This is a genomic window from Limihaloglobus sulfuriphilus (assembly GCF_001999965.1).
GTDB lineage: Bacteria > Planctomycetota > Phycisphaerae > Sedimentisphaerales > Sedimentisphaeraceae > Limihaloglobus > Limihaloglobus sulfuriphilus.
Map to the genome: position 1 here is coordinate 1,875,969 of NZ_CP019646.1, position 23,192 is coordinate 1,899,160.

Here is a 23,192-nt window from a genome sequence, read left to right on the forward strand (position 1 = left end):
GGTAATGGCCGCAGCCGACTGCCTGCCTGCTTTTCCATTTTACTCCTAAACGAATCTGAGACAATCCTGCATTTGCGTCACAAACTCATCACTACAATTCTAATACTTTTATAAACCAATACTTAGACTACCACGCCCGCCGGCCCGTGTCAATAAAAAACGCGGCAAATCACTCCTAAAAGGTTAACTGTCCCCATTTTAAATATGTTTACATTTTCGGGCATTCAGTATCCTGATAAAATAATCCTGTCATTATTTGACATATTTACGCTTATATTGGCAAAAAAACCAACTTTCGCTTAACATTGCATTCTAAGGGCTTAATATAAGCTGAATTAACAATATAATTTCGAATTGGGCTTGAGACAGGTAATGTATCTATTTTTAGAGTTTTTACTTATATATTTAATTTACAGCCGGCCAGGCGGCAAAAAGTGCAGCTCTAATACACCTGATTCTTGATATATTCACTTTACTTTAGAGGCCCTGAAACTATAATATTGTTGAAATATATAAAATCATAAGCGAGGTTTACTGATCAATGAGCAACTATATAGTTCTTGTAAAGCAGGTTCCTGATGTATCTCAGATAACCGACAATGTCTTCAACCCTGAAACCGGTACACTCATCCGAAGCAAACTCACCAACGTCATCAATGAGTTAGACACACAAGCTCTTGCATTTGCACAACTTATGAAGTCTCTATCTAATGACAAAGATTCCCGCGTAGTTGCTTTGACAATGGGGCCGCCCTCCGCCGCGGAAGTTCTGAGGTATTCTCTTGCCAGATGCTGCGATTCGGCGGTGCTGCTGACCGATAGAAAACTCGGCGGAGCCGACACCTGGGCTACTGGAAACCCGCTGGCTTTTGCTGTCAGGAAGATTGTCGCGGAAATGTTCGACGGTTCAGAAGACTACTATATACTCAGCGGTATGCAGTCGGTTGATGGCGACACCGCCCAGGTTCCTCCGCAGGTTGCCCAGGAACTCTCGCTTCCCTGCATAACTTACGCTACAGAAGCATCATACAAAGACGGGCATTTTGAAATCACACGTATTATCTCCGGCGGCAGTCAGATAGTGTCTCCAAAGGTAAAACCGGCGGTTATAACAGTCGCCAAATACGAATATCCCCTGTTTGCCACTTTTGCCAGAACACGAAAGGCAAACAAAGTTGAGCTTATAGAGTGGGGAGCCGATGACATAAACGCAACCGGAATAGGCGTTCACGGTTCAAAAACACAGGTAACCAGGGTATTTCCGCCCGGAAAAACCAATAGAAAATGCAAAGAAATCACCGATATAAAGGAATTTGCCGAGCTAATCATTGAAAGCAGCAAAGCCGACGACGCGGCAAAAGCAGCTGACCAGCAGAGCGGAGACGGATATATACTTCCCTTAGAGAGAGAAACCCCGTTTGACCGCAGCTTTGAAAGCCTCGAAAAAGACAGCCAGACATGTGCCCAGATCGCCGAAAAACTTATGGAGGCAGGAGTTAACTCACCCGATGAAATAGACGATGAAAAAACAGAGGCCGTTGTAAAGCTCATGGAGGGCCAACTCCATGAAAACACAGTTAGAGAACTGCTCAAGGGCTTTGCAAATATGAAGCCCTATTATGACGGCGATGTTTGGGTAACCGCAGAACACGACGGGCCAAAAATACATTCATCTACGTTTGAGCTCATAGGCAAGGCACGCGAGCTGGCAGATTCACTTCACAAAAAAGTAGGCGTTGTCCTGGCCGGCAGTGATGTCGCGGAGCTGACAGACTCATTGTTCCATGCCGGAGCGGATATTGTATATCTCGCACAGGATAAACTCCTCGAAGAATTTCAGCCCTCGGCCTACCGCAAGGTCATTGCCGGTATTATCGAGCAGTACAAACCTCAGATTGTGCTCTACGCCGCCACTCCCAGAGGCAGGACACTGGCACCAATGATCGCTTACGGGCTTGACTGCGGCCTCACCGCGGACTGTACCTCGCTGGATATACGCGATGTTACCAAGAAACAGGAAAACGCAATCCTCATGCAGACACGCCCGGCACTTGGCGGCAACATTATGGCAACGATTTACACTAAAAACTCAACATGCCAGATGGTTACTGTGCGCCCGGGTGTAATGAAAGCCCTTGAGATAGATAAAGCCCGCAAGGGTGAGCTGGTAGATTGCCCCACGAAACTCACAGAAGAAGACCTCAATTTGAACATAATCAAGACAGAACGCTCCACTGCCGGCGCGAAACTCGAATCCGAGGCAATAGTAACCGGCGGCAAAGGCCTCCAAAGCCAGGACAATTACCTGCGGCTGCTTGACGGTTTAACAGAAGCGATGCGGCACACGCTTGATATTACTGTAGAAAAAGGAGCCTCGCGTGCCGCGGTTGAACAGGGTTTCATAGACCGGGCATACCAGGTCGGCCAGACAGGCACATCTGTAGGCCCAAAAATCTATATCGCACTCGGTGTCAGCGGAGCGATTCAGCATATGATCGGCGTAGCAAACACCGAAACGATATTCGCGGTTAACATAGACCCTGAAGCGCCAATCCTCAAACAGTGCGACTATTATATGATTGACGGCGTCGAAAAGGTGGTGCCCGAGCTGATAAAATACATTAAAGAAGCGAAACAAAACTGACCAAAGATTATATAAAAACAAGATTTTACCGGTTTATCTAAAACATGGAGAATATAAAAGTGAGAGATTACAACAGGGTATCGACAATAGTTGTTGGCGGCGGTCCGGCAGGGCTTGCCGCGGCTATTACACTAAAAAAACTCAAACCCGATGCAGAGATATGCGTTGTTGACAAGGCTCATGCACCCGGCAACCACAACCTCTCGGGCGCCGCGGTTGAACCGGAAATACTGGAGGAGTTTCTGGATATGGCAATGCCGCAATGGAGGGAAGATGAAAACATCCAGAATGTCCTGCAGCGGCGAATTGACAAAGACCTGATTTGTTTCTTTATGAATGAAAAATGCAAAATCAGCATGTCTTTGCCGCTGAAAATTGCCAAGATGCTAAAACTCGGCCTCGGCTCAATGATGCACAAAGATGATTACATGATATCTATAAGCAAACTGACCGAACTTATGAGCAAAATTGCTTGTGAGGCGGGCATTGAGGTTATACATGGGTTTTCAATCAGAGACATAATCTACAAAGACGGCAAGGCCGCCGGCATAGTCATCGGCGAACAGGGACTTAGCCGCGAAGGCGAAAAACAGCCTAACTACCTGCCCCCTGAAGAAATATACGCAGACACAATCATTCTCGCCGAAGGCTGCGACGGATTGCTGACAGAGACTTTTGTAGAAAAAGCCGGACTCACCAGAGAAGCTCAACAGCTCTATTCCGTTGGAGTGAAAGAAGTTATCCGTGTAAGTGACGATCAATACCAGGCATTCGGCAGCGGCTCATGCGTGCACGCGATGGGATATCCGATATTTTCCATCTTTAAAGGCCCGCGTATCTTCGGCGGCGGCATGATGTATGCAATGGATAAAAACCATATAGCGGTCGGCATGATTACTGCCCTGGACTGGAAAGACTGCAATTTCAACCCGCAGGATGCGCTTACACACTTCAAAAACATCCCATTTGTCCATCAATATATATCTGACGGTGTCGTAGCAGAAGCAGGAGCAAAGATGATACCCGAAGGCGGCTGGCTGGCAGTGCCGCGAGACCTGGAAACCGGCAGCATCGGCAAGGCAAATGTCATACTGATTGGAGACAGTGCAGGCTTTGTTAATATGCAGAAGATTAAGGGGATTCATAACGCCGTAAAATCCGGAATGCTGGCGGGAAAGGCAATAGCGGCCAAAATCAATGAACCCACTGCCGCAGCAGTTGAATATACAAAACTTGTTGAGCAGAGCAGTATTGCAAAAGAGATGAAAACAGCTCAAAACTACCGCCAGACAATCGCAAAATTCGGAATGATTCTGGGACTGCCGCTGTCAGTCATCGGGAATATTCTGCCCAAATGGAAAATTGAGCCGGATTATAAAACTATGAAAGAAACAAAGTACCGGCTCAAACATTACAAGGAATTTGACAAAGACACTTTCACAGCTTTGGCCTGCACACAGCACAGGGAAGAAGAGCCCTGCCATCTGCAAATTAGAGATCCAGGAATATGTATGGAACAGTGCGATCCAAAATTTGGTTCTCCCTGCATAACATTTTGCCCGGCCGGCGTTTATGAAACAATATCAGGACAGACAAAACCGGCTAACCCATCAAACTGCCTTCACTGTAAAACGTGCCAGCGTAAATGCCCCTATGACAATATACGCTGGGTCACACCCGAAGGCGGAGGCGGGCCAAGATATACAAATATGTAACGATGTTTTTTTGAGGTTATAAAAAAAAGAAGAAAAACAAATTGCTATTTAAAGAAAATTATGTAAAATCCCGATAGTTAAATAAGTTAATTAATTTAACTCGCCATCATTATTTGGTTACGGTTTTGCTGCCGGGAGGAGTGTTCCCCTTACGCTCCTCTCGGCGGTCTTCGAATCTCCTTTTATTTCCTCGAAAGCAACTAATCTCGTTATTTGCTGCCTGTACAAATCCAGTACGTAATCTACCCTTCACAGTTCTATAATACTCCAAAAAAAATATCGGCACAGCTCTGTGAACTGCGCCGATATTGTAAGTTTATCGTAATTTAACCTAAGACTGCTATTCCAGCATCAACGGGTCATAACCCTCTATCTGAAATGGCGATACACGCCACCGCTCGTCTATCGGGTCATAGTATGCCTCTGTTACAGCTTCATAGATCATTGTCTCGTCTGCTTTTTCAGTGTCATAATGTATCTTAACCCTGGCGGTATCGGGGTGAGGCCAGGCTTCTACCTTGAAATAACCCGGAAGCTCATAGATATCATCTCTTTCGAGGAAAAAGACAAACAGCATTGCGCTGCCGTTACAATTAACTCCCGTAACGTTCATCTCTAATGTTTCAAGCTCGCCATGCCCCTGGGGGTCATCGTGAACGTGAATATATGATGGTATATCAAAGAAATTAACAGCCAACACTGCACCGGCGAACAAAGCTATCATAACTATAACAGCTACAATTCTGGGGCGAGGAATGGTTCTTATGAAATTGAGCTTCAAAGCGCCTTTGTCTTTAACCGGACATCCTTCGATGCAGTCGCCGCAGCTCATGCAGGAGGCATCATTAACGGTTTTGACGTTTGCAACATCAATTTCCATTGGACATATCTTTGAACATTTGCCGCAGTCTATGCAGACATCTGTATCACGTTTAATTTTGCTGAATCCAAAACGTGAAATGGGGTTCATTACAGCGGCAAGCGGGCAAAACCACCTGCAAAAAGGCATCATTATAAACAAAGAAACCAGAATAATCAGCCCCAGAACAATATAGGCAAAGAATGTGATGTCCTCGCCGTGCCTGCTGATAAGTGCATAACACGGATCTGCCGTCCGGAAATACAGCTCAGAGTGAGTCCATGTTACATAGAGAATCACTGCCAGAACTACATACTTGAGCAGCCGCAAAACACGGTCAACCTTGCCGGTTACATGGATCTGTTTTATGCCGATCTTGGCAGCGCCCTTGCGAAGTAAAGTCGATATCGCTCCGATCGGGCAGGCATAGCCGCAAAAAACACGCCGCAGAAGCAGAGTCAGCAAAAGCACGGATATGAGTATGTAAATGTTGGAAACCGCCAGCGAGCATACCATTTTACCGGTTTTTGCGTATGTATAAATAGTCTCTACTCCGCCAAACGGACACCAGGCCTCTGCGTGCTCGCGGAATATAAACACGGCCGCAAGTACAAAAGCCAGAAAAAGGCTTTGTACTATCAGCCGAAAATTAGTTTTTTTCATTCTAAAAAGCCCCTTTTATTAAGAACCGCAACTACTGCTAAGACGGCACGATCCGCAGTCACCGCCCCCGCTGCATGAAGATTCAGAAATCTTGGACTCGGTATTCAATACAGCAGTAAACTCCTCTGAATCCGTAACTTGAGCAAATTCTGGAGCGGATTTAACAGTTAAGCGGAAATTCTCGATCGCGCTTGGCGGAACACCTTCGAGTGTCTTCTTGAGATACTCATAGGCGTGCTCTTTGTCTCCAATAACCATGTTTGCACGTGATGCGTAATATTTCATGCCGTTAGGAGCATCATCTGCGATTTTGATATCTTTCAAAATTGCCGCGGCCGCGTCTTTCTCGCCGCTGCTGCCAAGAGCCATAGCCCTGTAAAGTTTGGCTTCGTTATCAACCTTCTCCTCTGCCAGCTTGTCCAACTCCGCGAGAGCCTCTTTGTTTTTGCCGGCGGCGACCATGCTTTCAACAAGCATCAGACGGTTCTCATCGGTGGATTCTTTCGCGAAAAGCTCTTTATCAAGCTCGTAAGCCTGATCCCAAAGTCTGTATGAATAATAGAAATTCCTAAGACCGGCAGCGTACTGTTTCCATTTTGCCAGATTCGCCTCGGTCTCCATGACATTGCGGGTCTTGATAATCCTGCGTACAAGTGAGTACATTTCGCGGTATTTTGTCTGTTCGCGGTCGAGCTTGGCAGCAGAGGCAAAAGACTTCATCGCACCGTCAAAATCGCCCTGCTTCATCTGCTCTGTTCCCTGGGCATAATTATCCTCAGCTTCACCGCCGTAAACAAGACCGGCAGTTAAAAATCCCAATGACAACAGCAGAAACATAGTTCTCATTTTCATAGCAAATTCCTCGTTTTAAATCTATCAATTATTATTCATTCGCTCCAGCGGAAGTATCCCTTCCTCTGAAAGCCTGCTATACAAATTCTGATATTTCTCTTTATCGCCTGCCAGTTCATAGCAGTCAAGCAACCACAAACTTTCAAGCGACAATTCGTTAACACACTCAAGTGCGGCATTTACAAGCTCTTCGAATTTTTCTTTAAAACCCGTAGTAAAAGCCTTGCGCGCTAACAGACAATAATCCTGAACGCATACTCTATCGTTACGTATGCCTTTTTGTCTGTGTTCATCAATTAAACCGGAAATATACTCAAGATAGGAAATAAATTCAGGATTTTCCTGCGGACTGCACAACATTTGTGAACAATCAAAAGGATAAACCGAGTAATTCCTATAGGTATTCATCTCCATCGCCTCTTGGGCATAAACCTTGAAATCTTCAAATCTAACCAAAATACAAGCCGCTCTGGCCTTTACAGATGGCAATCGGGATGCCGCCGGGGACTCAAACAGCTCGTCAACCGAACTGAGCCAGAATTCTTTAGAGCTATTGCTCTTTATAAAATCAAGCCTGGCAAAAATATCCTTTTCCGAATCAGAGAAAAACGGTGAAGGCTTGATATAGTCGCAAACCCTTGCGGCATAATCATTTCTGGAGTTTTCAGGCAAAGAATCAAGCCAGTTTTGAATTGTCTCAAAATTTTTCTCTGCCGTATAGCTCGTTTCGAGATCCGCCGCAGCCAGTAATGCTGAAAGCCGATAAACTCTTTTCTGGTCATCGTTTCTGCCAATTAAGCCGGCTAATTCCGCCAACGCCGCAAGCATTTCATGTTCAGGCTCTTCAATCCTGGCTGCCAACACATCAAAAGCCCCCGGATAGACTGCCGCGACTTCTTCCGGAGCTGTTCTTACAAGCTGCTCCAGTACCAGAACGTTTTTTCTGTTCATTTCATCAGCGTTTTGCGGCAGCGATCTAAGCCACTGACTGCTTGCGGATTTGTTGATAAGCGCCATAGCGTATCCGCCGGCAGCATTTGAAATATCTCTTCTCAGCGGCTCAGCAGAAAGCAGAACCTGCCTGTATTCTTCCAAAGCGAAATCTTCATTTGCAAAGACATCATAGAGACCCGGGCGAATACGGCTGCGGGACTGATCGTATCCTTTCATGCCGCCCGTTGTGTTATCCACCAGCCACCTGGGAGAAAAAAAAGTCTGATCGACACGCGAATCAGTCACAAACTTACGAAATGCCATTGTCAGCTTTTTCTCGTCCCCCATCTGATGGTATATTCGCATATAATTCAGGTGTGAAAGAACAGTCTGGTCTTCCCGGGCAGGTATAAGCGCCTTTTCGGGCTGACCGGTCTCGCAGTAAAGGTTTACAAGCGTCCTCCACTCATAAGAAGAGCTCAAACCTGATGAGACCAGCGAGCCGCTCAAAATTTCTGCAAGCCGGCGTTTGCGGCCGGCAACACTGTAAAGGTCTATCAGATTTCTGGTTATGACCCGGTTAGAAGGATCAAGCTCAAAGGCTTTTTTATTCATCTGACGGGCCTGCTCACTTCTGCCCGCTCTGAAATTCAATTCTGCCGCTATATACAGTCCCGCCGGTGTAACACCGAAAATATCCATCATATCAGTTACATCCATGATGATTGAATCCAGGTCATCAGGACTCAACGCATAAGCGATGTCTTCTACCATGGCAGAAAAATTGTGATCTATTTTCTTAGTATTAGCAAGCAAATCGATTGTAAGAGAAGCCAGATTCGCCGCCTGTGCATTATCTTCGGCTGTACCGGCAGCTACCACCGCCGCGGTCATTGCAGCGGGATTATCCGTTGTCTTGGCAAGTAAAACACCCGCCAGCTTAACACCGAGCTGCGGCTGATCTGGATTTTTATTCCATGAGTACCGGCGAACACTGATATAACTTTTGCAGTCAGACTCACTGGCGTATTGGCGGTAAGTATCGACTATCGCGTTTGTAAAATCTTCTGAAAGATCGTATTTCAGGCTCGCGGCCAGCTGAAGGATAAACGCAACCCTTGTATGTTCTCTTTTCGCGGAGATAGCAGTGTTAAAAATCCTTATCCTCTGCTCAGCTGATTTGTTTTCCAAGGACTTGAGCAGAACTTCAAACCCTGTATCCGAAGACCCTGCCAGCTCCAATGCCTGCTCAAAAGTAATTTCTTCATCAAACTCTGTTCCGGCCAGCTTTGCCGTAAATTCGTCCCAACCGGCGGCATCGCCTTTTATCAGGGTTATCTTCCCGATAAGCCTGTTCCTGCCGTCTTCACTTAACAGAGGCCAGGCCGAATTTATCAGCGGCACAAAATCATCTGCGGAGAACCCTTCAGATTTAGATTTCTGATCTACCCAGCTGTTAAAGAACTTATCGGTGAGCTCTTCATCGTTGAAATACATGAGCATTGCAATACACGCCGCTCTGTGTTTATTGTCTTTGAAGGGAAAATTATCCATCGAACGAAGAACCTGCATCGCCTTTTCTTCGCGGCCGTTTAGAATCAGCCTCAAAGCAAGGTTTGCTATCTGAACAGGCTCACTTTCTGCCGCGATTAGTTCATCCGGATCCAGTTCCTGTGCGGCGCTGTCAAACCAGGTTGATAAAAGAGTTTTATCAATCAGACTGATCGAATCGCTGCCTTTGAATTTCTCCAGGAAAAAGTGGCAACTCTGTATCAGTCCTGTTTCAACACGGGAAGTTATAATCTTATCTTCGAAAAACTCATCATCTTTAAAAATTTCAGAGAGCCTAACCGCGTATTCATCGGCCAGCTCTGTCTTGGCCTGTGACAATGCGACACGGTCAAACTGCTTCCATATATTATACAGTCTGGGATATGCCGTGATCTGCTTATCACCGCCGTTTTTGATTAGCTTTTCTACCTCGAGAATCTCACTCTCCAGCCGTGAAGTTACTGAATCCAGCAGATTTCTCTTCTGTTGATCTGTCCGTGAAACAGATATAAGGGCAGTAGTAATGGTATCGGCGAAAAGCTCCTGCTCATTTACGTTAGCTGCCCGCCGAACATTCTTCTTGTCTTGAGCGGCCCCGCCGTTACTTCCGCTCACACTTACCGGCATCCGGTTCTGAATCAAAGAATTGGCCCTCATGTACTGACTTAGAGCCTTGTCAAATAATCCAAACTGTTCACAATACGAACCGGATTTAACATACAAAGACACGTTATCCGGATCAGTTATCAAAAGCTCACGTATTATGCGGTCAGCCTTTTCCGGCATCGAGGCATCTTCAAAGCTCTGGGCGACCTGCTGCTTTATCGCAGAATCCGAATCTCCGGCATCAGCGAGGCTGAATATCCTTTCTGCAAGGACAACGTCGTTTTTCTTCAGAGCCGCCCTGCCAAGATCTATATAAACCTGCGGCGGCATTACCTCTCCAAGCAGAAGAAGCAGTTTACCGTACTCTATCTGTCCCTCAACATTGGCATTAGCGCCGGCGGTATCTACCAGCTCACGCACGATAGCCGCCCGTCTCTGTCCCGCCGCAGCGCTGCAGAAGAGAAGCAGCTGTTCTATCTTATCACGATATCCAAGGGTTTCGCAAATATCGACCGCCAGCCTGTAGTTAAGTACCTTTGAAGGTGACGCGGCAATACGTGAATACACCCTGGCAAGAGCTATGTTTAAGTCATCCCTGCCGGTTTCCAGGTTTAAAAGACCGTCAACAGCTATGGCGAACAAGTCGTCCTGAACCTCATCTACAAGCAGCCTGCGAAGCCGCTCAACTGCCTGTTCGCGGTTGCCGGCATTATTCGCCGCACGGGCCCAGAGAAGATACGCTTCGATATTGTCGGGATTGTTGGCAATTATCCTGTCGTATGCATCCTGAGCCTGCTCATGCATATCAAGCATACTTAAAATTCCCGCACTGAACTCATCTGAGACACCGCCGGCCTCTCCCAGCTCTTCCATGCGTTTAATCGCCTCAACAGCATCATACCTGTTCTGACGTTCAATCGCTATTACAGCAATCTGCTGAAGGTATTCCTCCGCGTTTTCCGGATCTACCTCCACAAGCTGCTCAAGAAGACGCGTGCACTTGCCGAATTTTTCCGTGCGTATATAAACTTGAATCAGATCGTTTATTCGCTCTACCTGATCGCCGGAGCCGGCAGAATATTCTTTGAGCACTTCAACTGCTGAAATCGGATCATTTGCCGCTACATATATGTCAACCAGCAGGCCTAATGCATTGGGATCCGGTTTCTTATCGAGTGACTCCTCAAGTTCTATCACAAGGTCTGCAAGCCTCCCCTTTCGGGAGGCAAGATCAATAAGATGATCTCTGGCCTGTATTTTCATAGACTCTCTTGTTGCGGTTTGCCACATCCTGTACCAGGTTTCGTATGCCCGGTCTTCACTTCCGGTTTTTTCCAGAAGCCATGCCGTCCGCATCAGAACCTCCGGGCCGCCGCTGAGCTCGTACGCCCGCTGAAGCATTGATATCGATTTTACCGGATCTCCAAAACGCTCCGCCGCCTCGGCAAGCTCCACAACCGATTCGGCCGAATCACTTAAATCCTGATACGCCCGGTCAATCAGCTCTATCGCATGCGCGGTCTCGCCTGAGCGGTAGTACATTTCAGAGAGAAACATCGTAGCGGAAAGACGGTATTCGGGGTCAATCTCCAGAGCCTTTTCGGCGGCCTGTTCGGCAAGGTCATAAAACCCCATAGACCCGCATGATTCAGCGATAAGCATTAGATCAGAAGCCTTTGATGCCTCTTCTATGCTCTCGGTATAAAGCGATATCACCTGCGGCCTGTCCGAATCATACATCATAAGCCTGGCCAGACCGTCAATATAGATTATCCTGTTGCGTTCATCTTTGATCAGGCCCCGATAGATTTCTTTGGCTTTGTCCGTATCACCCTGTTCGAGAGCTATGCCGATCAGTTTCTTCTGAAATTCTAACGTTGTAACAAGCTCTTCTGCTATATTGTTGCTGCGGGCGTGCTCAATCAATTTTACCGCATCGTCAAATTCGCCTGTTATTGTGTAAATATCGATCAGAGCGGCAAAATGCTCATCGGTCATATTGGGCATTGATGACCATCGGGAGGCCGTATCGCTAAGTTTGCCCGCCTTTTCTGAGGCATGAATACATAATGCCAGAGCGTATTTTCTGTCCCGTTTGAGGCCGGCCCGCTTCGCCGCGTCTTCAAAATTTTCCAGGGCTTGTAAATATTCATCGTTGTGCAGTCGGCAAATGCCTCTGAAAACCAGGCTCTCAAAATCCGCATGTTCAGCCGTCTGGCTTTCGTAGATCCTTGCAGCGGAGGCATAATCACCGTTTAGCATCGCAAACAGCGGCAGGTTCGCATACGAAAATGTCTCATCATCAGAAATGCTCAGCAGCTCCCGACCTGCCTTTTCTGCGGCGCCTGATATATAACTGCTGCCTATCTGTGAAAGTTTTGTGTTTACCTCTGCGCTTTGAGCATAGCCGCTGCTTGAAACCGCAAGCAGGCCAAGCAGCACAAAAGCAGTCGCTGAACGGGGGCCGATTCTTCTTATGATTATGTTAGCCATAAAACTTACCAGTGCCGCCAGCAGACACCATGTCCAAAGTGGTTTTACCTTATAATTACTCAAAACTGAACGGGAATAATCCAGAGAACCGGCAGCGTTTTGCAGTGTGTAGTCTGAAACAATATCACCAAGCTCGGCTGCCGGAGCTGCCGTAATCGAAGCGGCTCCCGTGTTATCGCCGATATCAATCGAATAACTCCCGGATTCAAGAACAAGCGGTTCCGAACGCCATTTATCATCCAGGAGAGAAGAGGCAGAGAGAAAGATTTCCTTACCGTCGGCATTACTTAGCCGCCCCTCTATAACCGCCTTTGATTTATAATCTGAACTTCTCGGCCCGGAGTGGATATCTATAACCGCAACATTACCGTTGAGTTGAGGCTGTACCAGATAATCCGTATTACCCGGCGAGCTGTAGAGATTCTGGCATATCTGCTGAACCAGGCGGGCGTACTCATCAGAATCCGCCGCGTCAGACGACCATTGCCCCGCAAGCTGTGAGGTGTAAACTCCAACCTTGCCCAGACCGTAATCCCAGCGGCAGTATAAAGGCTCTCCCGAATCTGAACTAAGAGAGAGAGTTGCATTGGGACGGGGAGCGGATTTAATCAGACCGTGCAGATACGGAATAAGCTGGAAATTGATATTGTCAAACAGAACTGTATCAGAGCCTGACATATAGAAATCCTTTTCCACATATATAGAAAGCCTGGAAGTTTTGGGCTGTTTGAAAATCACCTCTGGTATCGAAAAACGGTCTCTGGCCAGATAGAATTTCCCGCGGCCCCACTGCGCCAGATCGGATAAGAACGAAGTATGCGTACCAGGTCCGACAAGAACGGTTGAAAGTGTAATCCTGTACTGGGTCATCCGGCGGATAAGCGACTCAAACCTGCCCTTTTCCACGCCGCCGTCAGTAAGTACCAGCACATGCCGTGTCCTCGTGTCCACGTTCTGGAGTGCGTAGAAGGCTTCTTCTATTGCCGGCAAAATTACTGTTCCCCCGCCCGCACTGAGGCGGTTCAGGGCCCTGTTAATGTCAATTGCGTTTGATGCCGGCTGAATCGGGGCAGCCCATTTCCTTGAGCCGTAAAACTCTACTATCCCAGCCTTGTCGTGCGGCTTGAGACGTTTGAGAGAAAGGCGGACAACCTCTTTGGCCAGCTCCACACGTGAGCCGGTCATGCTGCCGGAAGTATCTATGATGTAAACTACTGTCGATGAAGGGTCCCGCTTTTCTATGGGCTGAACAAACTCCAGCGGCAGAAGCTCGGACATCGGATCTTCAGAGTATGCGTTGCCGGCAGCTACACGGTAACCGCCGGTCACCAGAAGCCCCATACCGTTACGGACCTCCTGGGCAATCCTCTCCTGCAGAGAAAAATCAAGTTCAGTATCCGGCGTATCAGCTATCACCAGAAGCTGAGCCTCTCCAAGCTGCTCTTCTTCTTCCAGCGGCAGAATAACCGCCGACTTGCCAAACCATTCTTTGAGCGAATTGTAAACCGGCGAAGCGGGATTCGACTCTAAAACACAAATCTGGGCAGCACCGGTAACGAACATTGACGTCTCAAGACGGTTGTTTTCCTGGGAAAAATCTTTTTCACCTGTAATCTCTACCTCAAAAATATGCTGCCCCTCACGCAGAAGATGCACCGGAAAGCTCACAGCGTTCTGACCGGCTGCAAGCTCAATATCTGTTGTGTAAGAAAAATCAGAATCAAGGCCGCTGCAGCTTAGATGCCCCATTTGCGGATGACTGCTGAGAATATAAACATCCATCGAAGCCGGCTCGCCAAAACGGATTGAACCTGGCATCTGGACACTCTTTAACAGAACTTCCGGACCGGCAAAAGTGTCAATTATCTCAACCTGCAAACCTACGTTCTTCTTGCTGAAATCCTCGAGCAAACGAGCAGCCGAGCCTTCAGTTTCTATGCCGTCTGTAAACAGACACACAGACTCGCCGCTGCTGCACGAATCAAGAATCCGGCTCAGCGCATCGGCTGTAGCACTGCGGCACGATTCTGTCTCAAGACCGCGAATGCGTTCTATTTCCTGGAGTAAATCTGTCAGCTCTAACCTTTCCGGCTCTGAATCGATCTCATATACTGAAGATGCATAGAGAAACAGTCTGCCCTTAAGAGGCGTGCTCTCCTGCATTTCATTTATTGTGTTAAATGCTGTTTCAATGCTGGTATCTGGAATACTCGCGGATATATCAAGAAGATAGACCCTGCCCTTTTCATCGGGTTCTGTCTTTATATAAAGCCCAGCCAATGCGAATATCACAAGACTCACTGTAATGACGTTCAGGGCTGTAAGCAAAGACTGCCTCTCGTGCGGCCGTTTAGACCTTAAACCCGCATACAGGACAAGAACAACCGCTATCACCAGCAGCAAAAGATATTTATATTCTATAAAGCCCATAGTTTCCTTGAAAAGATCAAACTATCCTGCCCCTGCTGTACAGGAAAACCTCGGTTATACATAATATTAACAAAATAAGGATTATCACATGCGGCATATCAATATGCAGAAAAGCCGCCTTGCTCTCAAGCCGGCCGGATTGATAATCACCAGAGCCTGAGCTCAAATCGCAATAATCTTCCCGCCAGTTAAAGTCATTAAGACTAAGCAAATGCTTCCTCGCCGCTGATGGGTCTTCCACCCTCAGCACCGCCGAAGACAATCTCGCCATAAATTCCGGAAATACAGCATCAGTGTAGAGGTTTCCGCCCTCGCCAAAGAGTGATGAAGCCAGATACACACACCTTTTCTGTCCGGCAAAACTTGTATAAGCCAGCACATGCCCGTCGGCGGAGAATAACAGCGGCTCGCCCTCAACCTGAGGCCCGAAACCGTTGCCGGCGCCCGTCCTTATCCGGTTGAAATTCAAATCGTCAATTATCGCGCTGCCGGCATGTTTGATTATTTTCTGGCCGGCCTCGCACGCAACGCCCGCCCGGGCAAAGATTACCGCCTTGCCGCTGCTTTTAACAGATTCACTATCCGCGGTAAAAATCATGTCAGCATTGGCCCCTTTTTTCGCCGCAACCATGAAGCTCTGTGTCTCAAGAAAGACTTCTGCCGGATAAGGAATACCCGCCCCGCTGCGGTAGGTATATCCGGAAAACATATCGGATATGCGGAATTTTCTGGCCATCTGGTCGGCTTTAAATTCATCATCAGACTCAAAACTCAATGTATATTCTATGTTGCTGTCCGATTCGAGCAGGCTGTCCGCGTTAATGACGAAATCTTCAACTCTTCCCGCCTCGATGTTAAAGGTCTGAGAAATCACCTTACTGCCGCCATTGTCTGTTACTTCAACCGTCAGTGGAGCCTCTTGAGCGGCCCATCGCCCGGCTGTAACTTTTAACACTGCGTTTTCTCTGTTTGAATCAACGCTAAGCCGGCAGGACAAAACAGCGGTATTATCAACCGCAGAGCCGTAATTGTTTATGACAAATCGCGAGCTCAAATCCTCAACGGAACTGCCGGTTTTTGATTCTGAGAAATCTGCGAACAAACGTGCCGCTCTCTGGGGGTGGTCGCTTAGCAGTACTACTTTCAGCTCAGGGTCAGAGCTTAGCCCGCTGACGGCCTGACGTATTACATCTGTCAAATCTGAAGGGCACGAACAGGCGGTTATATCCAGTCCGGTCAAAAAATTTGTCATAGCGGCTTTATCCCTAAAAACCGACGATAAGCCGGTTTGCGGGCACGGGACAAAACTGACCCTCACTTCTTTTCCGCCCGCGCCAAGCAGAATCGGCCTTAAATCCTCAAGGGCCTTTTCCAGCCGTGTGCCGCCGGAGCCGCTTTTGAGCCCCATAGACGCGCCTCTGTCAACAATCACATGAACACTCCCGCCGCCGGCGGAGGAGGCCTGCATCTGCGGGCGTATAAGCGCAAGAATAAACAGTATTATAAGGGCCAGCAGGAATATAAAAGTATATGGATGGCGAAAACGGCCGCCGAGAATTCTGTGGCGTTTCTGGAGGTCTATCTCACGCCAGAAAATCACCGTAGCAGTTCTTCGAACCTGAAACCTGCTGCGAAGCAGATGCGCCGCGGCAAGAATCCCGGCTCCTGCGGCAAGAATGCCAAGTGCGTATAAAAGTGGTATTCCGGTAAATGTCATCGCGTTTATATCCTAAGTGTCCCGTTAATAAACAGCGTTTCAAGATGTCTCTCGAGGTTGTCCTGAGAATCAATCCGGTAGAGAGTTGACCCCATCGACAAAGCCGACCTGTCGAGCCTGTGATAATAATCCTGGTACAGCCTGGTGTATTCACTCAGAAGCCGCTCATCGTCTGCGACCTCTACATAGTCACCGCTCTCACAGTCAACAAACCGAACCTCTGAGTCAACAACAGGATACTCATCGACTTCCAGACCCATCTGAACAAACAGGCATTTATGGTAAAGGTTTCTAACCGCATTACAAAGGCGGTCTATTCCTCGGTTTGAGAAGAAATCAGACAAGACAATCAGAAGGCCGGGCCTGATTCTGTACTTTGAAAACTGATCCAGAGCGTCTGTAATATCCAGCTTACTGCCGCCCTCTAAAGATTCTATATGACTAAGGGCTGTTTCGAATGCGTTTTTTCTGGCAAATTGACGTTTCTCCGGCCAGATGCCATCCTGCATAGCAAAAACCTGAACCATTTCGCCCTGATTGAGAGCTACCGCACAAAAAGCCGCGGCCAGTTTTCTCGCCGCGACACTGCGAAGCCCGTCAAGGTCAAACAGCATCGAATCGCTCAAATCCAGCAGGATATAAACGGGCAGATTTTCATTTTCCTCAAAAAGCCGTACAAAAAGCTGCCGGTTTCGCCGGTAAAGATTCCAGTCAACCTTGCGGATATCATCTCCCGGCACATATTGACGGTGGTCTGCAAACTCCAGCCCATGGCCGATCTCTTTCGAGCGGTGTTCCGAATAAAAACCGCCCCGCGGAACGCGGTCAGTTCTGATTTGCAGCCTTTTGAGCCGTTCTATTTCACTATTTGTCAGCAATCGAGCCATATTTTACTTCCAACCCCGTAAGGGACGGCAATCATTCATTGGGTTTACTAAGATTTTTAAGCGCCTCTGAGATGTCCGAGATATTATCGCTGCCCGAGAGATTTATTTCAGGCTGCTCTTCTTCGCTGAGCGTCTCAACATCAACTTCTGAGACTTCAGGCACCTTTTCGAGTATGCCGCTGATAAGCGAATCAACCGACACCTTATTCGAATAGCCGTGGAAATTCAGCATTATTCTGTGACGAAGCACCGGTTTGGCAACATCTCTGATATCCTGGCACGATAAGGCAAAACGCCCGTCCAGCAGAGCACGAACCTTGCCCATCAGCATCAGACCCTGTGCTCCACGCGGACTCGAACCAAGAGCAACATTGTCGCGGACTTCATTTGTCACAAACTCTGTCCCGGGCTGTGTAGCCATTACAATCTTGACCGCGTAGTCCTGTACCTGATGGCTGACTTCTACGCTTCTGACGATTTTGCGAAGACGCAGAATATCCTCACCGCCGGCTATCTGCTTAAGCTCCGGCATCTGTGAGCCGGTTGTCAAATTCAGTATCTTCTCATATTCATTACGCTTAGGATAGCCGACTATCAGTTTTACCAGAAAACGGTCAAGCTGGGCCTCGGGCAGAGGATACGTTCCATCCTGCTCGATTGGGTTTTGCGTGGCTATCACTATGTTCGGCTGGGGCAAATCAATTGTGCGTGTTCCCACGGATACCTGTGCTTCCTGCATAGCCTCAAGCATCGCTGACTGAGTCTTAGGCGTTGCACGGTTAATCTCGTCGGCTAATATAAAGTTCGTAATAACAGGCCCGTTCTGAAACGTGATTTCATGCCCGCCGCCGGGTTTTTCGACAAGTACCATAGAACCTACAATATCAGCAGGCATAAGATCCGGTGTAAACTGGATTCTGGAATAATCCAGATTCAGCGTTGTCGAAAGCGTGCGTGCCAAAAGAGTCTTGCCAAGGCCCGGAACGCCCTCAAGCAGAACATGGCCGCCGGCAAACAGTGCCGAAAGGACATTATTTACAAGATCATCATGGCCGACAAAAACCTTGTGAACCTCGTCTTTTACCGCGTTGAAGAGCGTTAAAAACTCGCCCGCAAGCTCTTTACCTTCTGATAGTTCTTTGCTAAACTCGTCATTATTCATGAGTATTTCCTTGTTTAAAGCTCAAATATTAAACATCTTATTTCTATGAAAACAAAAGAAACTAATTACCGTTTCTGTTTAACCGCAGCATATAATCACGGACAAGCTCTCTGAAATCAGAGCTCACACCAGAGTTGTTTGCAGGCGTATCCGGCATCTCACCGGCAACGACATCAATACTCTCTGCGTGCTCGCCGGCTTCTATCTGCGGACGTCCGCGTTCCTGGATAACCTTATTTACTCCCGGGCCCATCTTGCCCTTAACAAAATCAGGTACCGGCACACCTAATACAAGCGAAGCTGTTCCGCGGGATTTCTTTGTCGGGCCGGGCCCGCCGCGTCCGGTTCCGGGTTTATCGCCTTTGGCTCCACCGATATTCAACTCACGATTCGGCGCCTGTGTCCGGTCTTTGAGATGGGGCTGAATACCGCCGCGGTTGCGGTTGGATTCTTCCTTGTCCTCGACCTCCTCGTCTTCTTCCTCTGGCGAGGGACCCTCGCCGCCGGTTGATTCGTTCTGCGACCAGGTATTATAGACCGCCGGCGTTGAGCCCTTGCCGGCGCTGCCGCTGGACATAGAGCTTGCCTTTGATGATTCGGGCAGTTTTCTCTCTTCGGGTACGGCCTCGTCCGAGTCTTTCTTAGAAGCACTTTTTTTCGCGGGTTTTCGCGGCGGGGCATTCTTAGAGCTCAATGAAGCTCCCGCGGCGGAGCTGCCGCTGCCCTGTGACTCGACCGCGGTCTCGGAAAGGCTTGTAGATTTGCTTGTAAGTCCCTGCAATTCATCAGTCTTACGCTGATCAGCACCCGAAGATGCCGCCTGCGGGCTGCCGGCCATTGATTGTTTCCAGTTTTCTACCTTTCGCTGGCGGGGATTTTCACCCTGCTGCGACTTTTCTGTATCATCAGTCTCCCCTGCCCAGACACTATCGCCTGATAACGGGGCTGTTTCCCTGCCGCCCTGGCCCGGGCCGGTTCGGCTCAAACCGTTTATCCAGACCGCAGCGGAAAGCATAACCAAAGCGGCTATAAATTTAACACTTACACTCCCGGCAGGAAAACTGTATTCCACGAGCCAGGGTTTTTCGGTATTGTTCTTTTTTAATACAGAAAGCCCCTGCTCTATCGCACATCTGCCAAAAAGCGTAAATCGTTTACTCGTATAAAGATCTAACGCTGTTGCGATCTGATTATGGCTGCTGCACGCAAGATCAAGATGCTCGGCGGCCTGTTTCTGCCCGGGATAACGCCTCAATGCCGGCAGGAACACCCAGCAAAAGGCTATCGCACCCACGGTAAACGCGGCGATGAATAACGACCAGCCGCTGAAAGCGAAATCAATCCCGGCTATAAAACACACAAGCGATGCCGCCAGGATTATCACGCAAACCGCTGCAATAACTATAGATGCAGCAACAAAGCCTTTACAGGAACTATTCTTCAGCTCATTGCGGTAAATACTTTGACGCGCCGCGTGAAGGTTATCGCCGAATTCTTTATGTTTTGTCCAGGTATTTTTGCTCATAGTTTACTGTTTAAAACAGGAATTATAAATATTTATGCTTATTCTTCAAATGCCTTTTCAAAACTTAGCACTATTCTTTTGGATTCTTTTTCCTGAATCAAAACAACAATTCTGCAGCGGTCAGGATCGACATACCACGGCCGCGTTATAAAACTCGTTGAGTATTTTTCTTCAATCTGACCGATTGTGGTATCGATATCTTCCCAGAGAGCCTCGACATCGGGAATCGTGTAAGTTACCTTCTCCTCGTCAAACAGCGACTGTATGCCGTGCCGGACAACATTACGGTACATCCAGAGCCCGCTTGCGCCGGCACTCATGACATCACCTTCAACAAGCAAAACAGCCGACTGGTACTCCAGACCTTCAACAAGCGGCTGGAATTCAACTTCAATCTGCCCGTCTTTGCGGGTTGTATTTGTCATGAGTTCCCTTTTAGCGGGATCCTGATTTTCAATCCCTTCAAGGAGCCCGTTAAAAACATCCTGTGGCATCATTCCTTTGAAACCTCTCAAATCAACCCTTTTCCCGTCAATAAACAGCGCCGGTGTGGTTTTAACGCCATAATAATCAGCCCTGGTGACAGAAATCCGTGTCTCCATCGGATCGCCGGTTGGTCTGCTCAAATGATATTTGACTACCTGGACGTTATAATCACTGAAATACTCGCCGATCCCGTCAACCGCCAGTGCTATCGCGCCGCAATCGGGGTTATCGACAGAGTTAAAAAATTCCAATGTGGTGATCGCCGGCCTTTGCTGAGCCCTGTTTTCAGGATGGAAATCAGGAATATGCCCCTCAAGAAGCTCGCGGGCATCTCGCATTCCAAATTCTTTTCTAAACTCTATGTTATTGTTCAGCCTGTCAAGCGCCGGCGTCGCCTCCGGCGGGGGATCATCAGCCATAGCAGAGATGATATATCTCGACCACGCCCTGAGATTTTTATCCATTTTCTCATACACCATACCCATCCACAGATTAAACCGCGGCTCTTTGGGCAGGCCGAATACCGCGGATAACATATGCCGGCGGGCCTGGGTTATCTCTCCAAGCTCCAGAGCCGCAAGCCCCAACTGGGCCTGTATCTCAAACGGAGCACGGGAGTTAATATCATCATCGGCCCATTCTTTGGCCTGTTCAAGAAGCTGGCGCACTAAAACAAGCTCGGGGTCTTTGCCGCTGTTTCGAAGGCTCTGGCAGTGATTTATAAGAACCTGGCTCTTGCGCTCGATTTGCGCCGCCTTTACCGTATGCTCTACCGCCCGGAGCCAGGCAGACTTATCAAACGGCTCCTGCGAAAGTCTCATTTGCGCAAGACTTGCCGCGGCCTCCTGGTAATAGAAATTATCCCGGCCGGAGTCATTTATAAACTCCTCGATAGCATCTGGATCCTCATCGCGGACAGCGTCAAAAAAAGCCTGCTCAGGGAAACTGCGGGCTGTCTTGATCTTCTGGCGGAAATGAATTATATCGTTAACAGGGTCAACACTGAAAGCAAACGACTCAAAAAACACATTGCCAAGAATAATATCCGGCATATCGGGATTCCCGCCGGACAATTCCGTAGCCCGAAGCGGGGTATAATCGTTAATTGTTATACCGCCCAGACTTATATCACCCAGATTGTTATCCAGATCCGAGGCCAGCTCCGCCGCGATTGTATCTATCAAAGTTTCGCGCCTGCGGGTGCTTATGCCGGCCTTTATATCAAATCCGTCCGGGCCTTTGAGGTTCAGAACAAGGCCGTATCTGCCCCTCTCAAAGTTAAAGGCAAAGACATTGGGCTCCTGCGGCTCAAGTGTCAACGGGTCATTGCTCAGGGAAATTTTACCCCTGGCCTGGTCTATCGTAAAAGTATGCCCGGAAAAGGCATCGATTCCCAGCATCGCAACCGCAGGTATCTCGTTGAGCTCGGAGGCGAAATCCTTGGTCAGGTCTTCAAGAAATTCCAGCCCCATAGGTGTTGTCTTGAGATTGCTCAAAACCGCCCCGCCGGCAAATTCCATGCTCAGGGTATCACCAGAAGCGAATTCAAGCATCTTGCCCGTGTTTTCGTGCAGAAAGACACTGCCCGACTGGCCCGCGTCCAATACCACATTGGCCTCAAAACTTAAGTCTTTATAGACTATGCGGCACCGGGCGACCGACTGGCCGTCAATCAGCGAAAAATCAATATCCGCCCCGAAAACGCCGCAAACCGCAAATATTAAAAAATATGCCGGTAATACACCGGCATACAGCATATTTCTAAATCTAACTATTTTTTTCAATACGTATTCCAAAAAACGATACGTGGTTTCTATTCTCTGCAAACACTGAACTGAAGATTGCTCATACTGTTTGCTATAATGGATTTACACAAAACATAAAAGGACATCGAAGCCAGTCTTATTTAAAGTCCCGAACTGCTGGTGTCGCCATCGACATAGGATGCCCGAACTTGACAGTCCATGAATAAAAAGTTAATTGATTTCGCGCCGTCTTTACTCTTATTCGTATGGTAATTATGCGGATATTTTCTTCTCTCTGTTGGAACAGTGCTGCCTCTTGGTGCACCGGGAATAGCCGGAGTACCAGGCAGAGATGTAAAGTTGTCCCAGCAAAGCGGGGATTTAGAAAACTGCCTTGCGCTGAACTTGAAATACTTCGTTTTAGCGAGTATGGCAGCGGTGCTGAAAGCATAGGTAACGCCGTAAGGCCTCATCCACTTGGCACCGATATCCTGACAAACCCAGACTTTATCAGAAGCGTCAATGATTTTCAAGTCATCAAAAAGAGCGTTCAGACCAAAAATCTCTTTATTTCCTCTGGGATCATTAGGCATGATGTAGCCCTTTTGTACCCTGAAGTTATGCCCGCCTAAAACGTGAGAGCTGGGAAAATAATCGTCATTTTCCATAGCATAGGAATGGTAACCCACGCCTATATTTTTCAGGTTTGCCATACAGTGGACACGCCTTGCCTGGCCGCGGGCTTTCTTCATAGCCGGCATCAGGATCGCCATAAGTACTGCTATGATTGAAATAACTACAAGAAGTTCAATCAGTGTAAATGCCTTTATTTTTAACTTTGTCGTCGTATTTGCCATAGATTGTATTTCCATTTTACAATTTATATATCTTCGCGGAAACATACCGCTCCCGCGAAGATATTCG

Annotated in this window: 11 protein-coding genes; 2 read left to right on the forward strand and 9 right to left on the reverse strand. The window is 47.9% G+C overall.

Going from position 1 to position 23,192, the window contains the following annotated elements; genetic code table 11:
- Positions 1 to 541 precede the first annotated feature (541 nt).
- Together SMSP2_RS07075 and SMSP2_RS07080 are read left to right on the forward strand one after the other, a co-directional pair.
- Positions 542 to 2,644, forward strand: coding sequence for an FAD-binding protein (locus SMSP2_RS07075; protein ID WP_146683285.1), 2,103 nt, complete (start codon positions 542 to 544; stop codon positions 2,642 to 2,644).
- Between the two features lie 59 nt (positions 2,645 to 2,703).
- A complete protein-coding gene (locus SMSP2_RS07080; RefSeq protein ID WP_222566425.1) occupies positions 2,704 to 4,359 on the forward strand; it encodes an electron transfer flavoprotein-ubiquinone oxidoreductase in 1,656 nt (551 codons plus the stop codon).
- A gap of 340 nt (positions 4,360 to 4,699) precedes the next feature.
- Here the strand turns inward: SMSP2_RS07080 and SMSP2_RS07085 are convergent, their stop codons facing one another.
- The 9 genes from SMSP2_RS07085 to SMSP2_RS07125 form a co-directional block, all read right to left on the reverse strand.
- Entirely contained in the window at positions 4,700 to 5,881 is a 1,182-nt protein-coding gene (locus SMSP2_RS07085) for a 4Fe-4S binding protein (RefSeq protein WP_146683287.1), read from the reverse strand.
- 18 nt (positions 5,882 to 5,899) lie between these two features.
- Positions 5,900 to 6,733, reverse strand: a complete 834-nt coding sequence (locus tag SMSP2_RS07090) for a tetratricopeptide repeat protein (RefSeq protein ID WP_146683288.1) — start codon at positions 6,731 to 6,733, stop codon at positions 5,900 to 5,902.
- Positions 6,734 to 6,757: 24 nt separating this feature from the next.
- Positions 6,758 to 14,746: a VWA domain-containing protein gene (locus tag SMSP2_RS07095; protein ID WP_146683289.1), complete on the reverse strand. Its 7,989-nt coding sequence runs from the start codon at positions 14,744 to 14,746 to the stop codon at positions 6,758 to 6,760.
- A gap of 16 nt (positions 14,747 to 14,762) precedes the next feature.
- Positions 14,763 to 16,463: a hypothetical protein gene (locus SMSP2_RS07100; RefSeq protein WP_146683290.1), complete on the reverse strand. Its 1,701-nt coding sequence runs from the start codon at positions 16,461 to 16,463 to the stop codon at positions 14,763 to 14,765.
- Between the two features lie 5 nt (positions 16,464 to 16,468).
- Positions 16,469 to 17,350, reverse strand: coding sequence for a DUF58 domain-containing protein (locus tag SMSP2_RS07105; RefSeq protein WP_146683291.1), 882 nt, complete (start codon positions 17,348 to 17,350; stop codon positions 16,469 to 16,471).
- Between the two features lie 31 nt (positions 17,351 to 17,381).
- Positions 17,382 to 18,512, reverse strand: coding sequence for an AAA family ATPase (locus SMSP2_RS07110; RefSeq protein ID WP_146683292.1), 1,131 nt, complete (start codon positions 18,510 to 18,512; stop codon positions 17,382 to 17,384).
- Positions 18,513 to 18,573: 61 nt separating this feature from the next.
- A complete protein-coding gene (locus tag SMSP2_RS07115) occupies positions 18,574 to 20,037 on the reverse strand; it encodes a hypothetical protein (protein ID WP_146683293.1) in 1,464 nt (487 codons plus the stop codon).
- A 38-nt stretch (positions 20,038 to 20,075) separates the two neighbouring features.
- Entirely contained in the window at positions 20,076 to 22,307 is a 2,232-nt protein-coding gene (locus tag SMSP2_RS07120) for a tetratricopeptide repeat protein (protein ID WP_146683294.1), read from the reverse strand.
- 122 nt (positions 22,308 to 22,429) lie between these two features.
- Positions 22,430 to 23,125 (reverse strand): type II secretion system protein, encoded by a 696-nt coding sequence (locus tag SMSP2_RS07125; RefSeq protein ID WP_146683295.1) that lies wholly within the window; start codon positions 23,123 to 23,125, stop codon positions 22,430 to 22,432.
- Between the last annotated feature and the right edge of the window lie 67 nt (positions 23,126 to 23,192).

Coding starts and splice junctions, on each gene's coding strand:
- SMSP2_RS07075 (WP_146683285.1), top strand. CDS start 542: ATGAGCAACTATATAGTTCTTGTAAAGCAGGTTCCTGATGTATCTCAG.
- SMSP2_RS07085 (WP_146683287.1), bottom strand. CDS start 5,881: ATGAAAAAAACTAATTTTCGGCTGATAGTACAAAGCCTTTTTCTGGCT.
- SMSP2_RS07090 (WP_146683288.1), bottom strand. CDS start 6,733: ATGAAAATGAGAACTATGTTTCTGCTGTTGTCATTGGGATTTTTAACT.
- SMSP2_RS07095 (WP_146683289.1), bottom strand. CDS start 14,746: ATGGGCTTTATAGAATATAAATATCTTTTGCTGCTGGTGATAGCGGTT.
- SMSP2_RS07100 (WP_146683290.1), bottom strand. CDS start 16,463: ATGACATTTACCGGAATACCACTTTTATACGCACTTGGCATTCTTGCC.
- SMSP2_RS07105 (WP_146683291.1), bottom strand. CDS start 17,350: ATGGCTCGATTGCTGACAAATAGTGAAATAGAACGGCTCAAAAGGCTG.
- SMSP2_RS07110 (WP_146683292.1), bottom strand. CDS start 18,512: ATGAATAATGACGAGTTTAGCAAAGAACTATCAGAAGGTAAAGAGCTT.
- SMSP2_RS07115 (WP_146683293.1), bottom strand. CDS start 20,037: ATGAGCAAAAATACCTGGACAAAACATAAAGAATTCGGCGATAACCTT.
- SMSP2_RS07125 (WP_146683295.1), bottom strand. CDS start 23,125: ATGGCAAATACGACGACAAAGTTAAAAATAAAGGCATTTACACTGATT.